The sequence below is a fragment of the Laribacter hongkongensis DSM 14985 genome (assembly GCF_000423285.1).
Taxonomy (GTDB): Bacteria; Pseudomonadota; Gammaproteobacteria; order Burkholderiales; family Aquaspirillaceae; genus Laribacter; species Laribacter hongkongensis.
Map to the genome: position 1 here is coordinate 105,693 of NZ_KE383997.1, position 17,863 is coordinate 123,555.

Annotated in this window: 15 protein-coding genes and 1 tRNA gene; 12 read left to right on the forward strand and 4 right to left on the reverse strand. The window is 60.6% G+C overall.

All coding sequences use genetic code 11. The annotated features are described in order from the left end of the window. Positions 1 to 69: 69 nt before the first annotated feature. Complete coding sequence (gene purL, locus G542_RS0114645) at positions 70 to 4,020, reverse strand: phosphoribosylformylglycinamidine synthase (RefSeq protein ID WP_027824500.1); 3,951 nt, start codon at positions 4,018 to 4,020, stop codon at positions 70 to 72. 111 nt (positions 4,021 to 4,131) lie between these two features. Between purL and G542_RS0114650 the strand changes: the two genes are divergently transcribed. Beyond that, on the forward strand, positions 4,132 to 4,470 hold the full coding sequence (locus tag G542_RS0114650; protein WP_012696714.1) for a P-II family nitrogen regulator: 339 nt from the start codon (positions 4,132 to 4,134) through the stop codon (positions 4,468 to 4,470). A gap of 93 nt (positions 4,471 to 4,563) precedes the next feature. On the opposite strand, the gene G542_RS0114655 is transcribed toward G542_RS0114650, so the two are convergent. Further along, positions 4,564 to 4,863 carry a ComEA family DNA-binding protein gene (locus G542_RS0114655; protein WP_012696713.1) on the reverse strand — a complete coding sequence of 100 codons (300 nt, stop codon included), beginning with the start codon at positions 4,861 to 4,863 and terminating at the stop codon, positions 4,564 to 4,566. Positions 4,864 to 5,085: 222 nt separating this feature from the next. Between G542_RS0114655 and G542_RS0114660 the strand changes: the two genes are divergently transcribed. Both G542_RS0114660 and G542_RS0114665 read left to right on the forward strand, forming a co-directional pair. After that, positions 5,086 to 5,159, forward strand: a tRNA-Gly gene (locus G542_RS0114660). A gap of 77 nt (positions 5,160 to 5,236) precedes the next feature. Next, positions 5,237 to 7,396, forward strand: a complete 2,160-nt coding sequence (locus G542_RS0114665) for an AsmA family protein (RefSeq protein ID WP_012696711.1) — start codon at positions 5,237 to 5,239, stop codon at positions 7,394 to 7,396. 3 nt (positions 7,397 to 7,399) lie between these two features. On the opposite strand, the gene G542_RS0114670 is transcribed toward G542_RS0114665, so the two are convergent. Continuing rightward, entirely contained in the window at positions 7,400 to 7,741 is a 342-nt protein-coding gene (locus G542_RS0114670; protein WP_012696710.1) for a DMT family protein, read from the reverse strand. Positions 7,742 to 7,795: 54 nt separating this feature from the next. Between G542_RS0114670 and G542_RS0114675 the strand changes: the two genes are divergently transcribed. The 3 genes from G542_RS0114675 to G542_RS17225 are packed head-to-tail and all read left to right on the forward strand — an operon-like array spanning position 7,796 to position 9,712. Then, positions 7,796 to 8,359 (forward strand): peptidylprolyl isomerase, encoded by a 564-nt coding sequence (locus tag G542_RS0114675; protein ID WP_012696709.1) that lies wholly within the window; start codon positions 7,796 to 7,798, stop codon positions 8,357 to 8,359. A gap of 42 nt (positions 8,360 to 8,401) precedes the next feature. After that, on the forward strand, positions 8,402 to 8,893 hold the full coding sequence (locus G542_RS0114680; protein ID WP_012696708.1) for a peptidylprolyl isomerase: 492 nt from the start codon (positions 8,402 to 8,404) through the stop codon (positions 8,891 to 8,893). A gap of 57 nt (positions 8,894 to 8,950) precedes the next feature. Then, entirely contained in the window at positions 8,951 to 9,712 is a 762-nt protein-coding gene (locus G542_RS17225; protein WP_012696707.1) for a UDP-2,3-diacylglucosamine diphosphatase, read from the forward strand. A 10-nt stretch (positions 9,713 to 9,722) separates the two neighbouring features. Here G542_RS17225 and G542_RS0114690 read toward each other — a convergent pair whose 3' ends face one another. Beyond that, the gene (locus G542_RS0114690) at positions 9,723 to 10,628 is read right to left on the reverse strand and encodes a LysR family transcriptional regulator (RefSeq protein WP_027824502.1); all 906 of its coding nucleotides are present in this window, start codon (positions 10,626 to 10,628) and stop codon (positions 9,723 to 9,725) included. Between the two features lie 263 nt (positions 10,629 to 10,891). On the opposite strand from G542_RS0114690, the gene G542_RS0114700 reads away from it, so the two are divergent. The 6 genes from G542_RS0114700 to rsxC form a co-directional block, all read left to right on the forward strand. Further along, positions 10,892 to 11,200, forward strand: a complete 309-nt coding sequence (locus tag G542_RS0114700; protein ID WP_012696704.1) for a DUF485 domain-containing protein — start codon at positions 10,892 to 10,894, stop codon at positions 11,198 to 11,200. Then, positions 11,197 to 12,870: a cation acetate symporter gene (locus G542_RS0114705; RefSeq protein ID WP_012696705.1), complete on the forward strand. Its 1,674-nt coding sequence runs from the start codon at positions 11,197 to 11,199 to the stop codon at positions 12,868 to 12,870. The genes G542_RS0114700 and G542_RS0114705 overlap by 4 nt, the downstream gene beginning before the upstream one ends. Positions 12,871 to 13,017: 147 nt before the next feature. Then, positions 13,018 to 14,979 carry an acetate--CoA ligase gene (gene acs, locus G542_RS0114710; RefSeq protein ID WP_027824504.1) on the forward strand — a complete coding sequence of 654 codons (1,962 nt, stop codon included), beginning with the start codon at positions 13,018 to 13,020 and terminating at the stop codon, positions 14,977 to 14,979. A gap of 130 nt (positions 14,980 to 15,109) precedes the next feature. Beyond that, positions 15,110 to 15,751 (forward strand): electron transport complex subunit RsxA, encoded by a 642-nt coding sequence (gene rsxA / locus G542_RS0114715; RefSeq protein ID WP_227459909.1) that lies wholly within the window; start codon positions 15,110 to 15,112, stop codon positions 15,749 to 15,751. Next, entirely contained in the window at positions 15,748 to 16,326 is a 579-nt protein-coding gene (gene rsxB / locus G542_RS0114720; protein ID WP_012696701.1) for an electron transport complex subunit RsxB, read from the forward strand. Before rsxA ends, rsxB begins: the two co-directional genes overlap by 4 nt. Continuing rightward, on the forward strand, positions 16,323 to 17,863 hold a 1,541-nt coding region (gene rsxC / locus G542_RS17230), incomplete at its 3' end, for an electron transport complex subunit RsxC (protein ID WP_034986100.1). The genes rsxB and rsxC, both read left to right, overlap by 4 nt.

Consider the following 17,863-nt stretch of genomic DNA (forward strand, 5'->3'; position numbering starts at 1 on the left):
CGGCCCAAGTCTGGTCCGCCAAATAAAAGAGCCGGTCTGACGACCGGCTCTGGCACTGGGAGCTGAAGATCAGCCCAGCCACTTGCGGGCATTGGCAAACATGCGGAACCAGGCTCCGTTTTCCGTCCAGCCGGCCGGATGCCAGGAATTCTGCACCGCCCGGAACACCCGCTCCGGATGCGGCATCATGATGGTAAAGCGGCCGTCTGCCGTCGTGACCCCGGTAATGCCGCGCGGCGAACCGTTGGGGTTGAGCGGATAGGTTTCGGTGGGCTGGCCCAGACCATCCACATAGAGCAAGGCTGTCTGCACCTGGTCCATGGCACCGGCGGCAAACACGGCCCGGCCTTCACCGTGGCTCACCACCACCGGCAGACGGCTGCCGGCCATGTCAGCCAGCAGGATCGACGGGCTGTCGGTGATTTCCACCATGCTGAAGCGCGCCTCGAACTGCTCGGAAGCATTGCGCTTGAACTTCGGCCATGCCGCAGCACCCGGGATGATTTCCGACAGGTTGGACATCATCTGGCAGCCGTTGCACACCCCGAGGGCAAACACGTCGGTGCGGGCAAAGAAGGCCTCAAACTCGGCGCGTGCCTGCGGGTTGAACAGGATCGACTTGGCCCAGCCTTCGCCGGCACCCAGCACGTCGCCGTAGCTGAAGCCACCGCAGGCAGCCAGACCCTTGAAGTCGGCCAGTTGCACGCGTCCGGCGATGATGTCGCTCATGTGCACGTCGACAGTGTCAAAACCGGCACGGTCAAAGGCAGCCGCCATTTCCAGCTGACCGTTCACGCCCTGCTCGCGCAGGACGGCCAGACGCGGACGGGCGGTATTCACAAACGGCGCAGCCGGATTTTCATCGACGTCAAAGCTCGGGCAAGCGTCAAGACGCGTCAGCTGGTCCTGTTCCAGCAGGGCAAACTCGCTGTCGGCGCAGGCCGGATTGTCGCGCAGGCGCTGCATCTGCCAGCTGGTTTCGCTCCAGGCCTTTTGCAGGTCCAGACGCGTCTCGTCGAACACGACCTCGCCCTGACGGCGCACCACCATGCGGTCTTCAGTATTGAGGTGGCCGATCACGAACAGCGTGCGTCCCAGCCCGGCCCGGGTAAAGCGGGCAATCACCTCGGCCGTGTCCTGCTTCTTGACCTGCAGCACGGCACCAAGCTCTTCATTGAACAGCACGCGCATCAGGCGGCCATGATCAGCCATGTCCTGATGGGGTTGTACGAAATCGTCAATGGCGCGCTGGGTATTGCGCCGCTCGATCACCATCTCGTCAACGTCGACCGTCACCCCGTGGCGGCTGGCAAACATCATTTCGGCCAGCGTGGCAAAGAGGCCGCCGTCCGAGCGGTCGTGATAGGCCAGCAGGATGTCGTCACGCAGCAGCGACTGGATGGTATTGAACATGCCGACCAGCAGTTCCGGGTGCTGAAGGTCGGGCGAACGGCCCACCATGTGCTTGTGCACCTGGCCGTAGGCCGAGCCACCGAGGAAGCAGTGGCCGTAACCCAGGTCGATCATCAGGAGATCGGTATCGGCATCATCGACCAGCGCCGGCGTAACGGTCTTGCGGATGTCTTCAACCGGAGCGAATGCCGTCACGATCAGCGAGGGCGGTGCCACCACGGCTTTTTTGTCGCCGGCCGATTCCCATACGGTCTTCATCGACAGCGAATCCTTGCCCACCGGGATGGACACGCCAAGGCTCTGGCACAGGTTGCTGACGGCCTCGACGGCATCGTACAGCGCGGCATCTTCGCCCGGATGGCCGGCAGCGGCCATCCAGTTGGCGGACAGCTTGATGTTGTCGATGGTGCCCACGTAGGCAGCGGCCATATTGGTAATCGATTCGGCCACGGCCAGACGGGCAGCAGCAGCCGGATCAAACAGGGCAGCCGGCGTACGCTCGCCCATGGCCATGGCTTCGCCACGATAGCTCTGGAAACCCATGGCCGTAACGGCTACATCGGCCACCGGCACTTGCCAGCGCCCCACCATCTGGTCGCGCACGGTCATGCCGCCCACCGAGCGGTCACCGATGGTGATGAGGAAGTTCTTGCATGCCACGGCAGGCAGCCGCAACACGCGATACGCCGTGTCCTTGAGCTCGAAGCGCGAGGCATCAAACACGCGGAACGGGCGCTCAATGCGGGTGACGTCGCGGGTCATGCGCGGCGGCTTGCCCAGCAGCACGTCCAGCGGCATGTCGACCGGACGGTTGCCCATCAGCTCGTCACGCAGGATCAACTGGTTGTCGGCACTGGCGGTTCCAACGATGGCAAACGGGCAGCGCTCGCGCTCGCAAATGGCCCGGAAGGCTTCCACGGCCTGCGGCACCAGCGCCAGCACGTAGCGCTCCTGTGATTCGTTGCACCAGATCTGCAACGGCGACATGCCGGTTTCCTCGATCGGCACCCGGCGCAGTTCCAGACGGCCGCCGCGGCCGCCGCCGTGGATCAGTTCCGGCAGGGCATTGGACAGGCCACCGGCACCAACGTCGTGAATCGACAGGACCGGGTTGTCTTCACCCAGCTGCCAGCAGCGGTCGATGACTTCTTGTGCCCGGCGTTCGATTTCCGGGTTGCCGCGCTGCACCGAGTCAAAGTCGAGGTCGGCGGCATTGGCACCGGTATCCATCGACGAGGCGGCACCACCACCGAGGCCGATCAGGAATCCGGGGCCACCGAGCACGACGATCAGTGCACCTTCGGGCAAAGGCTGCTTTTCGATCTGCTGGCGCTGGATGTTGCCCATGCCACCGGCGATCATGATCGGCTTGTGGTAGCCGCGCATTTCGCCGTTCAGCTCTTCTTCGAAAGTACGGAAATAGCCGCACAGGTTCGGACGGCCGAATTCATTGTTGAAGGCTGCACCACCGATGGGGCCGTCAAGCATGATTTCCAGCGCGCTGGCGATGCGGTCGGGACGGCCGTATTCGCTGCAGTCTTCCTCGTAGCATTCCCACGGTTGCTTGAAGCCGGGAATGTTGAGGTTGGAAGTGGAGAAGCCGGTCAGGCCGGCCTTGGGACGCGAACCGCGGCCGGTGGCACCTTCATCACGGATTTCGCCACCGGAACCGGTTGCAGCCCCTGGGAACGGCGAAATGGCCGTCGGGTGGTTGTGGGTTTCCACCTTCATCAGGATGTCGGTCGGCTCTGCGTGGTAGCCATAGCCATGGCCTTGCGGTGCCGGGTAGAAGCGGTCAATGAAACCGCCTTCGATCACGGAGGAGTTGTCGCTGTAGGCAACCAGTGTGCCTTCCGGATGGGCTTCGTGGGTATCACGGATCATGCGGAACAGCGACTTGGACTTGGCCTCGCCGTCCACGATGAAATCGGCATTGAAAATCTTGTGCCGGCAGTGCTCGCTGTTGGCCTGAGCGAACATCATCAGTTCGACATCGGTCGGATTGCGCTGCATGTCGGCAAAACTGGCAACCAGATAGTCGATTTCGTCATCCGACAGTGCCAGACCCATGCTGCGGTTGGCGTCTTCCAGTGCGGGACGGCCACCGGCCAGGATGTCCACGGTTTGCAGCGGCTGCGGCGGCACGTGGTCGAAAAGGCGATCGGCAGCATCGAGGCTGTCCCAGACCTGTTCGGTCATGCGGTCGTGCAGCATGGCAGCCAGGGTGGCACGCTCTTCGGCACGCAGTTCACGCTCGGCCTTCACGTGATACATCACCCCGCGCTCGATACGGCGCACTTTGGAAAGACCGCAGTGGCTGGCAATGTCGCTGGCCTTGGACGACCACGGCGAAACGGTTCCGCAGCGCGGCAACACGACAAACACCATGCCTTCAACTGCGGGTGTTGCCAGCTCGCCATAGGTCAGCAGTTTGTCGAGCGTGGCCTGCTCGTCGGCGCAGAGCGCCGACTCTGCTTCGACAAAGTGCCAGAAGGAGGCCGAAACCTGCACTGATGGCAGACCGGCATCAGCAGCCTGACGCACCAGTTTGTCGAGACGGAAAGAAGACAGGGCTGAACCGCCCTGAAGCTTGATGATGACCGGCATCGCACGCTCGCAACGTAATTCAATCAAGCCCGGCATGATACAGTATTCGCATGTATGCCATCTAACGAGTGGCATTTAACCTTTTTGACATTCATCAAACAGGAGCACACCGTGAAGAAAATCGAAGCCATCATCAAACCGTTCAAGCTCGACGAAGTGCGCGAGGCTCTTTCCGAGCTGGGCGTCAACGGCCTGACCGTTACCGAGGTAAAGGGCTTTGGACGGCAAAAGGGGCATACCGAGCTGTATCGCGGTGCGGAATACGTGGTGGATTTTCTGCCCAAGGTCAAGGTCGAACTGGTGCTGGCTGACGATCTGGTTGACCGTGCAATTGACGTGATTGCCCAGGCTGCCCGCACCGGCAAGATCGGTGATGGCAAGATTTTCGTGTTTCCGGTCGAGCAAGTGGTGCGCATCCGCACCGGAGAAACCGGGGAAAGCGCAGTCTGATTTTCGCCAACGGCAAACCGGCTCCTGCTTTGCTGCTTCAAAAACAACGGGCACCTTCACGAAGGTGCCCGTTGTTGCATCCCGGTCACGGCCTCAGGGCTTCACCGGTTTTCCTGCCACGGCCTTGGTCGCAGCAACCGGACGATTGCCGATACTCAGTTCGGCTCGGAGCTTGTCGATACTCTTCCGCCCAAACCCTTCCACCTTGTCCAGATCATCCAGGGTTTTGAACGGCCCGTTTTTCTGGCGATAGTCAATAATCGCCTTGGCCTTGACCGGCCCCAGCCCTTTCACATCTTCAAGCTGCGCCTGCGTCGCACTGTTGACATCAACAGCAGCCATTGCCGCGGTATTGATCAGTACTGCAACCAGACCCATCATAAAGCGTTTCATTCTGGACTCCGTTTCTCAATAAGGACATGCGGACCTCCAGTTTATCGCAAATCATGACAAATGAATAAAAATTCAAAAATAATCACGTAACCATGCAACAGAAACGTCTTCGTGCATTTGCAATGCCCGCCACAGGCACACAGAAATTCACCCCGATAGCCCGAACCGGCAAACCGCACTTGAAAAGCATGTCCGGCACCTTTAAAATGCGCAGCTCGGTTTGCGGGTGTAGTTCAATGGCAGAACGGCAGCTTCCCAAGCTGCATACGAGGGTTCGATTCCCTTCACCCGCTCCAGTCACCATCGGCAACGGCCGATTCATGTTTCCAGCCTCCGGCCCGCAGCGGTTCTTCCAAACACGTGGACGATCCCGATGAAATTCAATTCCGGTCGATTCTGGCTTCAATTTGCAGTTTTCGGCATGGCATCGGTTGCGGTGTTCATCGCCGCATTCCTGTCCCTGCTGTACTGGCAGTTTGACAGTCATTCGGCTCGCCAGAAACTGGAAGCTGCCTTTTCTGCACACGGGCGCATCCTGCACGTCAACGGCGGTATTTCCCCGGTGTTCTGGCCAAAACCCGGCATTGCGGCCAATGATGTCACCCTGACCGAAGCAGACGGCTCCTCTCCCTTTGCCCGCATGCGGCGCATCGAATTGCGCTTTGCCTGGTTTCCCCTGCTACAGAAGCACTACACCATCGAGCGTTTGCGACTGACGGGCCTGGATGCAACCATTACCCGGCAAGTTGATGGCAGCCTCAATATTGCCGACCTGCTGCAACCGCAACCAGACCAAGAAGTTGATGTCCGTCTTGACCGGCTGGAACTTTACGATGGCACCCTGGCTTTGCGTGACATTGCACAACAAGCCCGGATCGGACTGTCCGCCCTGCGCATTGATGCCACCGACCTGCAATCCGATGGCGACATCGAATTTTCCGCCACAACGGAATGGGGCAAATACCGCTTCCCCGTCGAAGGCGAAACCCCGATCCGGATTGCCGATGACCAGATCGAACTGGCGGGACTGCGTCTGCAGACCACGGGAAAACTGCCTCCAGTCCAGTCATTCCAGGCACAGCTGACGGCCAACACCCGCATCAACCTGGCCAAAAGCCTGATTGCTGCCGACAAGGTCGGCTTCACGCTCAAAACCTCATCACCCGAAGCCGGACTGACCCTCAACGCTCCTTCACTGGAAATCAGTCAGGACGGTCTCAGGATCCCCTCACTGCAATACGCTGGAAACCTTATCGGCAGCGAGGGGAAACACAGCCTGCACGGCACCGCCAGCGAGTTCATCCTGACCGGCCAGCATGCCAGCGCAGCCCTAACCCGCGGCAATTACATCCAAAGCTCAGGCCCCCATGCCCTGACCCTTGATTTCGAGTCTCCGCTGGAGCTGACCACCGATCACCTGCTCCGGGCCCAACCGGCCAAAATCCAGGCACTGATCACCACCCCCTTCCTGCCTCGCGGAGCACTCCAGAGCCAGCTGACCGGCACGGTCGATCTCTCCCTCGACAGCAGCACCCTAGACACTACACTGGCTGGACTGTTCGACGGGGCCGAACTGAGCTTCAGCGGCCGCCAGGAAGGATTTCTCAAGCCCAAGCGTACTGCATCCCTAGCCCTGGCACGCCTCGACCTGAACCGCTACCTGCCCGAACCGGACGGCCCATTGGCCCCGCTGCTCAACTCGCGCCAGAAAATCAGCCTTGGCTGGCTTGCCCGACAGGATTTCAGCGGCCGCTTCGTCATCGGCGAGCTGCGCGTCGGCCGCATGACAGCCCAGCAAATCGACGCCGACATCACCGCCAACCGCAACGGAATCGACATTCCGCGCCTCAGCGCAGCCATTTACCAAGGGCAGCTCGAGGGCTCGGCCAAAATCAGCAACGACCAGGTGCCGACCCTCAGCATCAACCAGTCGATCCGCCACATGAACATCCAGCCCCTGCTGGTCGACCTTTTCGACTTCAGCCGGATCGAAGGCAGCGGCAATGGCCACGCCACACTCAGCGCCCAGGGACGTACTTTTGACGAGTGGCGGCAGACCATGAACGGCACACTGGAAATCGGACTGCAACGCGGCGCCCTGACGGGTATCAACCTTGTCGAGGCCCTGAAAAACCTGCCTGCGGAACTGTCGCAGTGGGGCACACGGACCTACACCAGCGACACCCAGCAAAAAACCCCGTTCCAGAACTTGTCAGCCACGTTTGCCTTTGAGTCCGGCGTAGGCCGCAACCAGAACCTCAAGCTCACCTCGCCGCTGATTGACCTAGCAGGCGGAGGCAAGATCGACATCGGCCGCAACATCATCGACTACTCGCTCGATGTACGTGCCAATGCACGCGAGTTTCCGCGACTGAAGGACATGAACGTGCCGATCAAGATCACCGGCGCCATGGCCAGCCCGACTTATGCGCTGGATTTCAATGCCATGATCAAGGACAAGAAGACCGAAAGCGAAAAGCAGCAGGCACTCAAGGAGCAGCTGACCCGCCCGCTTCAGGCGCTCAGGCAATAACGCCTAACTGCGAAACATGAAATACACCGCACCCACCATGCACAGGGCAGCCCACAGGTAGTCCCACTTGAAGGGCTGCTGCATGTAGAACACCACGAACGGCACGAAAACCGACAGTGAAATCACCTCCTGGATGATTTTCAGCTGCGACAGCGTCAGGCTCTGGACGCCGATCCGGTTGGCAGGAACCTGCAGCATGTATTCGAACAAGGCAATACCCCAACTGATCACGGCCGCCACATACCATGGCGAGGCGGACAGGTTTTTCAGGTGCCCGTACCACGCAAAGGTCATGAAGCAGTTGGACAGGATCAGAAGCAGAATCGTTTGCAGGAGCGGCGACATGGGGAAAATCGGCCTGTGCTAAAATCGGGCCAGAGTATAAACCGGGTCCCTCCCATGAAGAAAACCTTTGCCTGCCTGGCTTTCAGCCTGCTCACACCCTTGGCGCTGGCCGCCAATCCACAAGTGGAATTCAAGACCAACCAGGGCAATATCGTTCTGGAGCTGTACCCGGAAAAAGCCCCCAAAACGGTTGCCAACTTCACCCAGTACGTCAAGGACGGTCACTATAACGGCACCGTCTTTCACCGGGTCATCGACGGCTTCATGATCCAGGGCGGCGGCATGGACAGCCAGCTCAACGAAAAACCGACCCGCGCCCCCATTTCCAACGAGGCCGGCAACGGACTGAAAAACGAGCTAGGCACCATCGCCATGGCCCGTACGTCCGACCCTCACTCAGCCAGTGCCCAGTTCTTCATCAATGTTGCTGACAACAATTTCCTCAATTACCGCGCCCCGAGCGGGCAAGGCTGGGGCTACGCCGTATTTGGCCGGGTGACACGCGGCATGGATGTCGTCAACCGCATCGCCAAGGCCAAGACCACCAGTCGCGGCATGAACCAGGACGTACCCGTTACGCCGGTCGTCATTGAAAAAGCCACCCTGCTCCCCAACTAAACCAGACTGCGTTTTGCTTCCGTTTTCGACTGCGAGAATTTCATGATCAAGTTCACCACCAACTTCGGCACCATCACCCTGCAACTGTTTGCAGACAAGGCTCCGAAAACCGTCGCCAACTTCGAACAGTACGTACGTGACGGCCACTACGACGGCACGGTGTTCCACCGGGTCATCAACGGCTTCATGATCCAGGGTGGCGGTTTTGCACCGGGCATGATCCAGAAACCGACCCGCGACACGATTGAAAACGAAGCCGGCAACGGCCTTTCCAACAAGGCCTACACCGTTGCCATGGCACGCACCATGGCCCCGCATTCGGCCAGCGCCCAGTTTTTCATCAATGTGGTGGACAACGACTTCCTCGACTTCAAGAGTGCGGATGCCCAGGGATTCGGCTACTGCGTGTTCGGTGAAGTAGTGGAAGGCCGCGAAGTGATCGACAACATCAAGACCGTGAAAACCGGCCGTCGCGGCATGCACCAGGATGTGCCGATGGAAGATGTCATCATCGAAAAAGCAGAAATCATCTGATCCTGCCCCGTCATCTGCCGCCGGCCCCTGCCGGCGGCTTTTTCATGCCGAGTCATCGTGGCCACCCTCATCCTTGCCGACCTGCATCTCTCTGCTGATACACCTGCATTCAACGATGCCTTCCTGAGACTGTTGAACGCGGCGGCCGGACAGATCGATGCGCTTTACTTGCTGGGCGACATTTTCGAGGTCTGGCTGGGCGACGACGACCCGGCTCCTTTCCCGCGCAGCATCATCAGTGCATTGCACCGGTTTGCGACCAGCACGCCGGTTTACGTCATGCATGGCAACCGCGATTTTCTGCTGGGTCCGCGCTTTGCCCGGGAAAGCGGGGCAACCCTGCTGGCAGACCCGACTCTGGTTGAGCTCCATGGCCACCGCTATCTCCTGAGTCACGGAGACCTGCTGTGCACTGACGATATTGCCTATCAGCGCTTTCGCCGGACCATCCGGCAGCCGTGGCGGCAATGGTTGCTCCGGCACCTGCCACTGGCCTTGCGCCAGCGCATTGGCCAGCGTCTGCGCCAGCAAAGCCGGACGGCCAAGAACGACAAGCCTCTTTACATCATGGACGCCAGTACCGAGGAAGTTGGCCGGTGGTTGCTGGAGCATGCCGGCAGCACGCTGATACACGGACACACCCATCGCCCCGGCCATCACCGGCATGTGCTCACCAACGGCACCCTGGCCGAGCGCTGGGTATTGCCGGACTGGCGCCCCGGCCAGACGGGCGGACTGTGGATTGACCAGAACGGTGTCCACCCGGCCCCCGACCCGCTGTATGACCTGCAAACGCATACCGGCAACCAGACCCGCTAGGCGAACCGCCTCAGCATGAGCCGGACGGCTCCTCCAGCGGCACGTGCCATTCCGCCTGCAACTCGGACAACAGGATATTGATGATCGCGTCGCCGGCCCGTTCGGCCGGATAGATGAACTGCAACTCGGCCTGCTTGACCACGTCCGGCACCACATGCACACGACCAGCGGCTTCGCAGCGCAAGGCATCGTCTTCACGCATCAACACAATCCCGATTCCGCAACACACCAGCGCCTCCATGACCGGAACATGGTCAATGTCACAGATGCGCTTGGGGGCGATGTTCAGTTCCCGCCACAGTTCGCTGGTCAGTTTGCTGAAACTGGAATGCTGGGACATGCCGAGCCATGGCAACTTGCCCAGTTCCTTGACGCCGCCGGCCTCCACCCGGTCGCGCCACGCAACCGGCACGACAATCCGCATCGGGATTTCCTTCAGCTTGACGGAGTTGACGTTTACGTAATGGTTCTTGCCCAAATAGAACCCGACATCGATTTCCTTCTTGCGGACCTGGTTGAGAATCTCGCCGGTCACGCCATGACGGATCTGGATGTCGATCAGGGGATAGCGATTGATCAGGGAAGCAACCCACGGCCCGATATGCACGATTTCCGGCGTAGTAATCGTTCCAATCACGATCCTGCCGGCAAACTGGCCTTTAAGTGATTTGGCATGATTGAGCATGTCGCGGCTGGCCGACAGGATGTCTTGTGCTCGTGGCAGCAAATCCTCCCCCAGCCGGGTCAGACGGATACCACTGGCACTGCGCTCGAACAACGGCATGCCCACATCTTCTTCCAGCGCCTTGATTTGCGCCGTTACTGCCGGCTGGCTCAGATGCAGCAGCTCGGCCGCCTGCGTCAGGTGCCCCTGCTGGGCGACCGTGACAAACGTGCGCAGCTGGTAGATTTCCATTCTGTTTTCCCCTCGTATTTACAGCCGATTGTAAGAGCTGACTAGAAATTTGACACCGGATTTGTAGAGCATTTACACCACATCAAAATTTTGTCGGACAGCAGAACAACGTGCACAAGCATATGTTTTTATTAGTTTTTTGCATTGCATCATCAGCCAGACTGATTTTCTGCATCAAAATTTGCGATTGGAGCATTACGTTTGCGTCAACGTAGATTTCCCCGAGCAGACCGGTACCGGCCTGCGATACACAGGAGGAAACCATGAACGACGACGTATTAAAACGGGTGCAACAAAACCCGAAGTTCGCCGAACTCGTGCACAAGAAAACAAGCCTGGGCTGGACTTTGTCAATCGTAATGTTGGCAATCTACTACGGCTTTGTCCTGGTGCTCGCTTTCGCTCCCCATTCCCTTGGTGCCCGCATCGGCGATGGCGTGATCACGCTCGGCATTCCGGTCGGGGTGGCAATCATCGTCTCGGCTTTTGTGCTGACCGGCATTTACGTTCGCAAGGCGAACACCGAGTTCGACCAACTCAACCAACAAGTGATCGAAGAGGCCAAGGCATGAGCAAGAAATGGCTAACCGCACTGGGCGGAGCGGCACTTGCGCTGCTCCCCTACGCCGCAATGGCCGCAGGTGCGATCGAGGGCGAAGTCAAAAAAGCCCCGATCAACATCCCGGCCATTGTGATGTTCTTCCTGTTTGTGGGCTTTACCCTGTTCATCACCTACTGGGCCGCCCGCCGCACCAAATCTGCCTCAGACTTTTACACCGCCGGTGGCGGCATCACCGGTTTCCAGAATGGCCTCGCCATTGCCGGTGACTACATGTCCGCAGCATCCTTTCTCGGGATCTCGGCCATGGTGTTCTCCAAGGGCTACGACGGCCTGATCTACTCGATCGGCTTTCTGGTCGGCTGGCCGGTGATCCTGTTCCTGATCGCCGAACGTCTGCGCAACCTCGGCAAGTTCACCTTTGCCGACGTGATCTCCTATCGCCTCAGCGCCACTCCGGTCCGCCTGCTGGCCGCAACCGGCACGCTGGTCGTGGTCGCACTCTACCTGATCGCCCAGATGGTTGGTGCCGGCAAGCTGATCCAGCTGCTGTTCGGCCTCGACTACATGTACGCCGTGGTGCTGGTCGGCGTGCTGATGGTGATGTACGTGATGTTCGGCGGGATGCTGGCCACAACCTGGGTGCAGATCATCAAGGCCATCATCCTGCTGGCCGGCGCTTCGTTCATGGCACTCATGGTGCTGGCTTCGGTCGGTTTCAGTCCGGAAGCCATGTTCGCCAAGGCCGTCGAAGTTCACGACAAGCACATGGCCATCATGGAGCCGGGGCAACTGGTGTCCAACCCGATTGATGCCGTATCGCTGGGTCTGGCCCTGATGTTCGGTACTGCCGGCCTGCCGCACATCCTGATGCGCTTCTTTACCGTCGGCAACGCCAAGGAAGCCCGCAAGTCGGTGTTCTTTGCCACGGGTTTCATCGGTTACTTCTATATCCTGACCTTCGTGATCGGTTTTGGCGCCATCTTCCTTGTCGGCACCAATCCGCAGTTCCTGACTCCGGACGGCAAGATCATCGGTGGTGACAACATGGTGGCCGTGCATCTGGCCAACGCCGTGGGTGGCAACCTGTTCCTCGGCTTCATCTCCGCGGTGGCCTTTGCAACCATCCTGGCAGTGGTGGCTGGTCTGGCCCTCTCGGGTGCCTCGGCGGTATCGCACGACATCTACGCCTCGGTCATCAAGAAGGGCAAGGCCGTTGAAGCCGATGAAATGCGCGTTTCCAAGCTGACCACGCTGGCCCTCGGCATCATCGCCATCGTTCTGGGCATTGCCTTCGAAAAGCAGAACATCGCCTTCATGGTCGGCCTTGCCTTCTCGATCGCAGCCTCGGCCAACTTCCCGGTGCTGTTCCTTGCCATGTTCTGGAAAGGCCTGTCGACCCGCGGCGCCGTCATCGGCGGCTACCTTGGCCTGATCTCGGCAGTTGCCCTGATCGTACTCGGCCCGACCGTATGGGTGGATGTACTGGGTCACGAAAAAGGCACGGAACTCTTCCCGTACAAGAACCCCGCCATCTTCTCCATGACGATCGCCTTTGTTGCCACCTGGCTGTTCTCGGTGATGGACAAATCTCGCTCCGCCATCGAAGAACGTGCCAAATTTGACGGTCAATTCGTACGTTCCATGACCGGCATCGGGGCAGCCTCGGCCTCCAAGCACTAATCTCTGCCACTTTTCCCCGCCGCAACAGCGGCGGGGAAATTCCGGCGACCTGTCATGAGCCGGTTCGTTCCGAGCCGATTGATCACAGGATCACCATCCAGCCCTGCCGCGGCCAGCGGCTTCACGATGACTATGGGAGAAAAAGCAATGTCCACCATCGAGTCCGTCCTCAAGGAAACCCGCAGCTTCCCGCCGAGCGAAGCCTTCCGCCAGCAAGCCACCGTTTCCGGCATGCAGGCCTACAACGACTTGTGCGAAAAAGCCAACGCCGACTACGAGGGATTCTGGGCCGATCTGGCGCGCGAACTGCTGAGCTGGAAAAAGCCGTTTACCCAGGTATTCGACGGCTCCCAGGCACCGTTCTTCAAGTGGTTTGCCGACGGCCAGCTCAACGTGTCCTACAACTGCCTTGACCGGCACCTGGAACACAACGCCAACAAGACCGCCATCATTTATGAAACCGACGATGGCCAGGTCACCCCGATCAGCTACCGCTCGCTGTACGAGCAGGTATGCCAGTTTGCCAACGGCCTCAAGAGCCTTGGCGTTGGCAAAGGCGACCGCGTCGTGATCTACATGCCGATGGTGCCGCAGGCCATCGTGGCCATGCAGGCCTGCGCCCGCATCGGTGCCATCCATTCGGTCGTGTTCGGCGGCTTTTCTGCCGGCGCCCTGCGCGACCGCATCCAGGATGCAGCCGCCAAGGTCGTGATCACGGCCAACGAAAGCGTGCGCGGCGGCAAGCTCGTTCCGCTCAAGGCCACGGTGGACGAGGCACTGGCCATGGACGGCTGCGACAGCATCGAAAAAGTGGTGGTGCTCCAGCGCACCGATACCCCTTGCAGCATGGGTGCCAGGGACATCACCTGGGACGCACTGGCTGACGGCCAGCCGCTGGAATGCGAACCGGAATGGATGAGTGCCGAAGATCCGCTGTTCATCCTGTATACCTCCGGCTCCACCGGCAAACCCAAAGGCATCCAGCACAGCTCGGCCGGTTACCTGCTCGGTGCCGCCAACAGCTTCCGCTGGGCCTTTGACTACAAGCCCAACGACATTTACTGGTGCACGGCCGACGTGGGCTGGATTACCGGTCACTCCTACATCTGCTATGGCCCGCTGGCCATGGGTGCCACCCAGGTCGTGTTCGAAGGCATCCCGACCTATCCGGATGCCGGTCGCTTCTGGCGCATGATCGAGCAGCACAAGGTCAACATTTTCTACACCGCACCGACCGCCATCCGCTCGCTGATCAAGCTCGGCGCCGACCTGCCCAAACAGTTCGACCTCTCCAGCTTGCGCGTGCTTGGTACCGTCGGCGAACCGATCAACCCGGAAGCCTGGATGTGGTACTACGAAGTGGTCGGCGGCGGCCGCTGCCCGATCGTGGACACCTGGTGGCAAACCGAAACCGGCTCGGCCATGATTGCCCCGATGCCGGGTGCCGTTGCCACCAAGCCGGGCAGTTGCACCCTGCCGCTGCCGGGCATCATGGCCGACATCGTTGACGAATCCGGTGCCCAGGTCGAACCGGGACGCGGTGGCTTCCTCGTCATCAAAAAGCCGTTCCCGAGCCTTGTCCGCACTATCTGGAACGATCCGGACCGCTTCAAGAAAACCTACTTCCCGGAAGAGTTCAACGGCCAGTACTACCTGGCGGGTGACTCGGCCAACCGTGACGAAAGCGGTTATTTCTGGATCATGGGCCGCATTGACGACGTCCTGAACGTGTCCGGCCACCGTCTGGGCACCATGGAAATCGAATCGGCACTGGTCGCCAACCCGCTGGTCGCCGAAGCAGCTGTCGTCGGCAAGCCTCACGACGTCAAGGGTGAGGCCGTGGTGGCCTTCGTGGTACTCAAGGGCATCCGTCCGGAAGGCGACGAAGCCAAGAAGGTGGCGGCCGAACTCAAGAGCTGGGTAGCCCACGAAATCGGCAAGATCGCCCAGCCGGACGACATCCGCTTTGGCGAAAACCTGCCCAAGACCCGTTCCGGCAAGATCATGCGCCGCCTGTTGCGCTCGATCGCCAAGGGCGAGGAAATCACCCAGGATACCTCGACGCTGGAAAACCCGCAGATCCTTGACCAGCTTCAGGAAATTGCCTGACCAGACCACCCGCATGATGTGACATAACAAGGGTGGAGGAGACAGCCGCGGCCAGCAATGGTCGCGGTTTTTTCGTTTGCGTCCGCATGGAAAATTCCCTGTCGCCATCAGCTACGTCCGGCCCGGCGGCTTGTCCCGCCCTGGCGATGCACGCATAATTTGCCGCTTTGCCAACCTGCGCGCTCATGTCATGGATTTTGGTCATTACCTGCTGATTCTGGTCGCGACGGTGCTCGTCAACAACGTCGTACTGGTGCGCATCCTCGGCCTGTGCCCGTTCATGGGGGTTTCCAAAAAGCTGGAAGCCGCCATCGGCATGGGTGCGGCAACGACCTTCGTCCTGACCCTCGCCTCCGGCACCAGCCACCTGATCAACGAGCTGCTGGTCGCCGCCGGGGTCGATTACCTGCGCACCCTGGCCTTCATTGTCGTCATTGCCGCCATCGTGCAGTTCACCGAAATGGTGATCCAGAAAACCAGCCCGGTGCTGTACCAGGTATTGGGCATTTACCTGCCCCTGATCACCACCAACTGCGCCGTACTCGGTGTCCCGCTGCTCAACGTGCAGGAACGGCACAGCTTTGCCGAGTCACTGGTCTTCGGCTTTGGCAGCGCCGTCGGCTTCAGCCTGATCCTGATCCTGTTTGCTGCCCTGCGCGAACGGCTTGAAGGTGCAGACGTGCCCGCGCCGTTCCGCGGCTCGGCCATTGCTTTTGTCACCGCCGGCCTGATGAGCCTGGCGTTCATGGGCTTCGGGGGGCTGGTGAAATGAGCGGCTTCCTGATTGCCGTCGCCGTCATGGCCGGACTGGCCCTGGTGCTGGGCGCAGTCCTGGGCGCCGCATCGGTCCGCTTCCGCGTCGAGGGCGATCCGCTGGTCGACAAGATCGACGCCGTCCTACCGCAAACACAATGCGGCCAGTGTGGTTTTCCGGGCTGCAAGCCCTACGCCACCGCGATTGCCGGCGGTGAAGCAGACATCAACCTGTGCCCGCCGGGTGGCGAAGACGGCATCCGCAAGCTCGCCGACCTGCTGGGCGTGGAATTCAAGCCGTTTGCCGAAGGCATGGCCCAGCCCAAGCCCAGATCCGTGGCGGTCATTGACGAAACCACCTGCATCGGCTGCACCCTGTGCATCCAGGCCTGCCCGGTTGATGCCATCCTCGGATCGGCCAAGCAGATGCACACCATCCTCAGTAGCGAATGCACCGGCTGCGAGCTGTGCCTTGAGCCTTGCCCGGTCGACTGCATCCGCATGGAACCCATCCCGACCACGGTGCAAAACTGGAAATGGCAATATCCGGTTTACGCACTCAAGGTCATGAATCCTGACGCGCCCACTGCATGAGAACGCTGTATTCCTTTCATGGCGGCGTCCATCCGCCCGAACACAAGGCCGAATCCTGCCATGTGCCACTGCGGCATGCCGGCATCCCGCCGTTGCTGGTCGTCCCGCTGAACCAGAGCATCGGCAACCCGGCCAAGCCTTGCGTGCATGTCGGTGCCAGCGTGCTGGCCCACCAGCGCATTGCTGATGCCGACGGCCGGATTTCCGTCGCTGTCCACGCGCCCACATCCGGCCGCGTGCTGGCCATCGAGCCGCGCCCGTTTGCCCATCCGTCCGGACTGGCGGACCTGTGCATCGTGATCGAACCGGACGGGCTGGACCGCAGCGTCGATCCGTCCCCGGTTGCATGGCAGCAGATGCCGGCTGCCACCCTGCAAAACGCGCTGGCCGACCAGGGTGTGGTCGGCCTCGGGGGGGCAGTTTTCCCCACTGGCCTGAAAGTCGCAGCAGAAGGCCTGGAAACCCTGGTCATCAACGGCGCCGAATGCGAGCCCTACATCACCTGCGACGACCGCCTGATGCGCGAACGTGCAGCCGATATCGTCAAGGGCATCCGGCTCCTGGCCGAACGCATGCAGCCGCGCGAAGTGCTGGTCGGCATCGAGGACAACAAACCCGAAGCCATTGCCGCCATGATGGCCGCCGTTGCCGGCACCGGCATCGAAGTGGTACCCGTGCCGACGCGCTATCCCGGCGGAGGCGCCAAGCAGCTCATCCGCGTGCTCACCGGCAAGGAAGTCCCGCACGGTCGCCGCTCGACCGAATTCGGCGTGCAGTGCTTCAACGTCGCTACCGCCTATACGGTGTGGCAGGCACTGGAGCGCGGCGTCCCCATCGTGTCGCGTCTCGTCACCCTGACCGGCGCCGTCACCCGCCCCGGCAATGTCGAAGCCCTGATCGGCACACCGGCCGACTGGTTGATGCAGTCTGCCGGCCTGCTGGCCGGACACGACGGCATCATCATGGGTGGCCCGATGATGGGCTTCGTATTGCCTGATGCCGGTGCCGGCATCACCAAGGCCACCAACTGCCTGATCGGCAAGACCCGCCAGCTGTTCCCGCCCCGGCCGGCCGCCCTGCCCTGCATCCGCTGCGGTGAATGTGCCAAAGCCTGCCCGACCGACCTGCAGCCGATGGACCTGTACTGGTTTGCCAAAAGCCGCCAGACCGGACGGGCCCAGGAACACCACCTGTTCGACTGCATCGAATGCGGTGCCTGCAGCTACGTCTGCCCGAGCCAGATTCCGCTGGTGGACTATTACCGCTTTGCCAAAAGCGACATCTGGGCAGCCGAACGTGACAAAAAAGCCGCAGAGATAGCCCGCACCCGGCATGAATTCCGGGAATTCCGCATCGAGCGCGAAAAAGAGGAAAAAGCCGCCCGGCTGGCTGCCAAGGCCGCAGCCTCGATTGCCGCAGCCCAGAGTGTCCAGCCCGCTTCACAGCCCGTCGCACCAACCGGCACCATGCAGGATGACAGCAAACGTGCTGCCATCGAAGCTGCCATGGCACGGGCCGCTGCCCGCAAGGCTGCCAA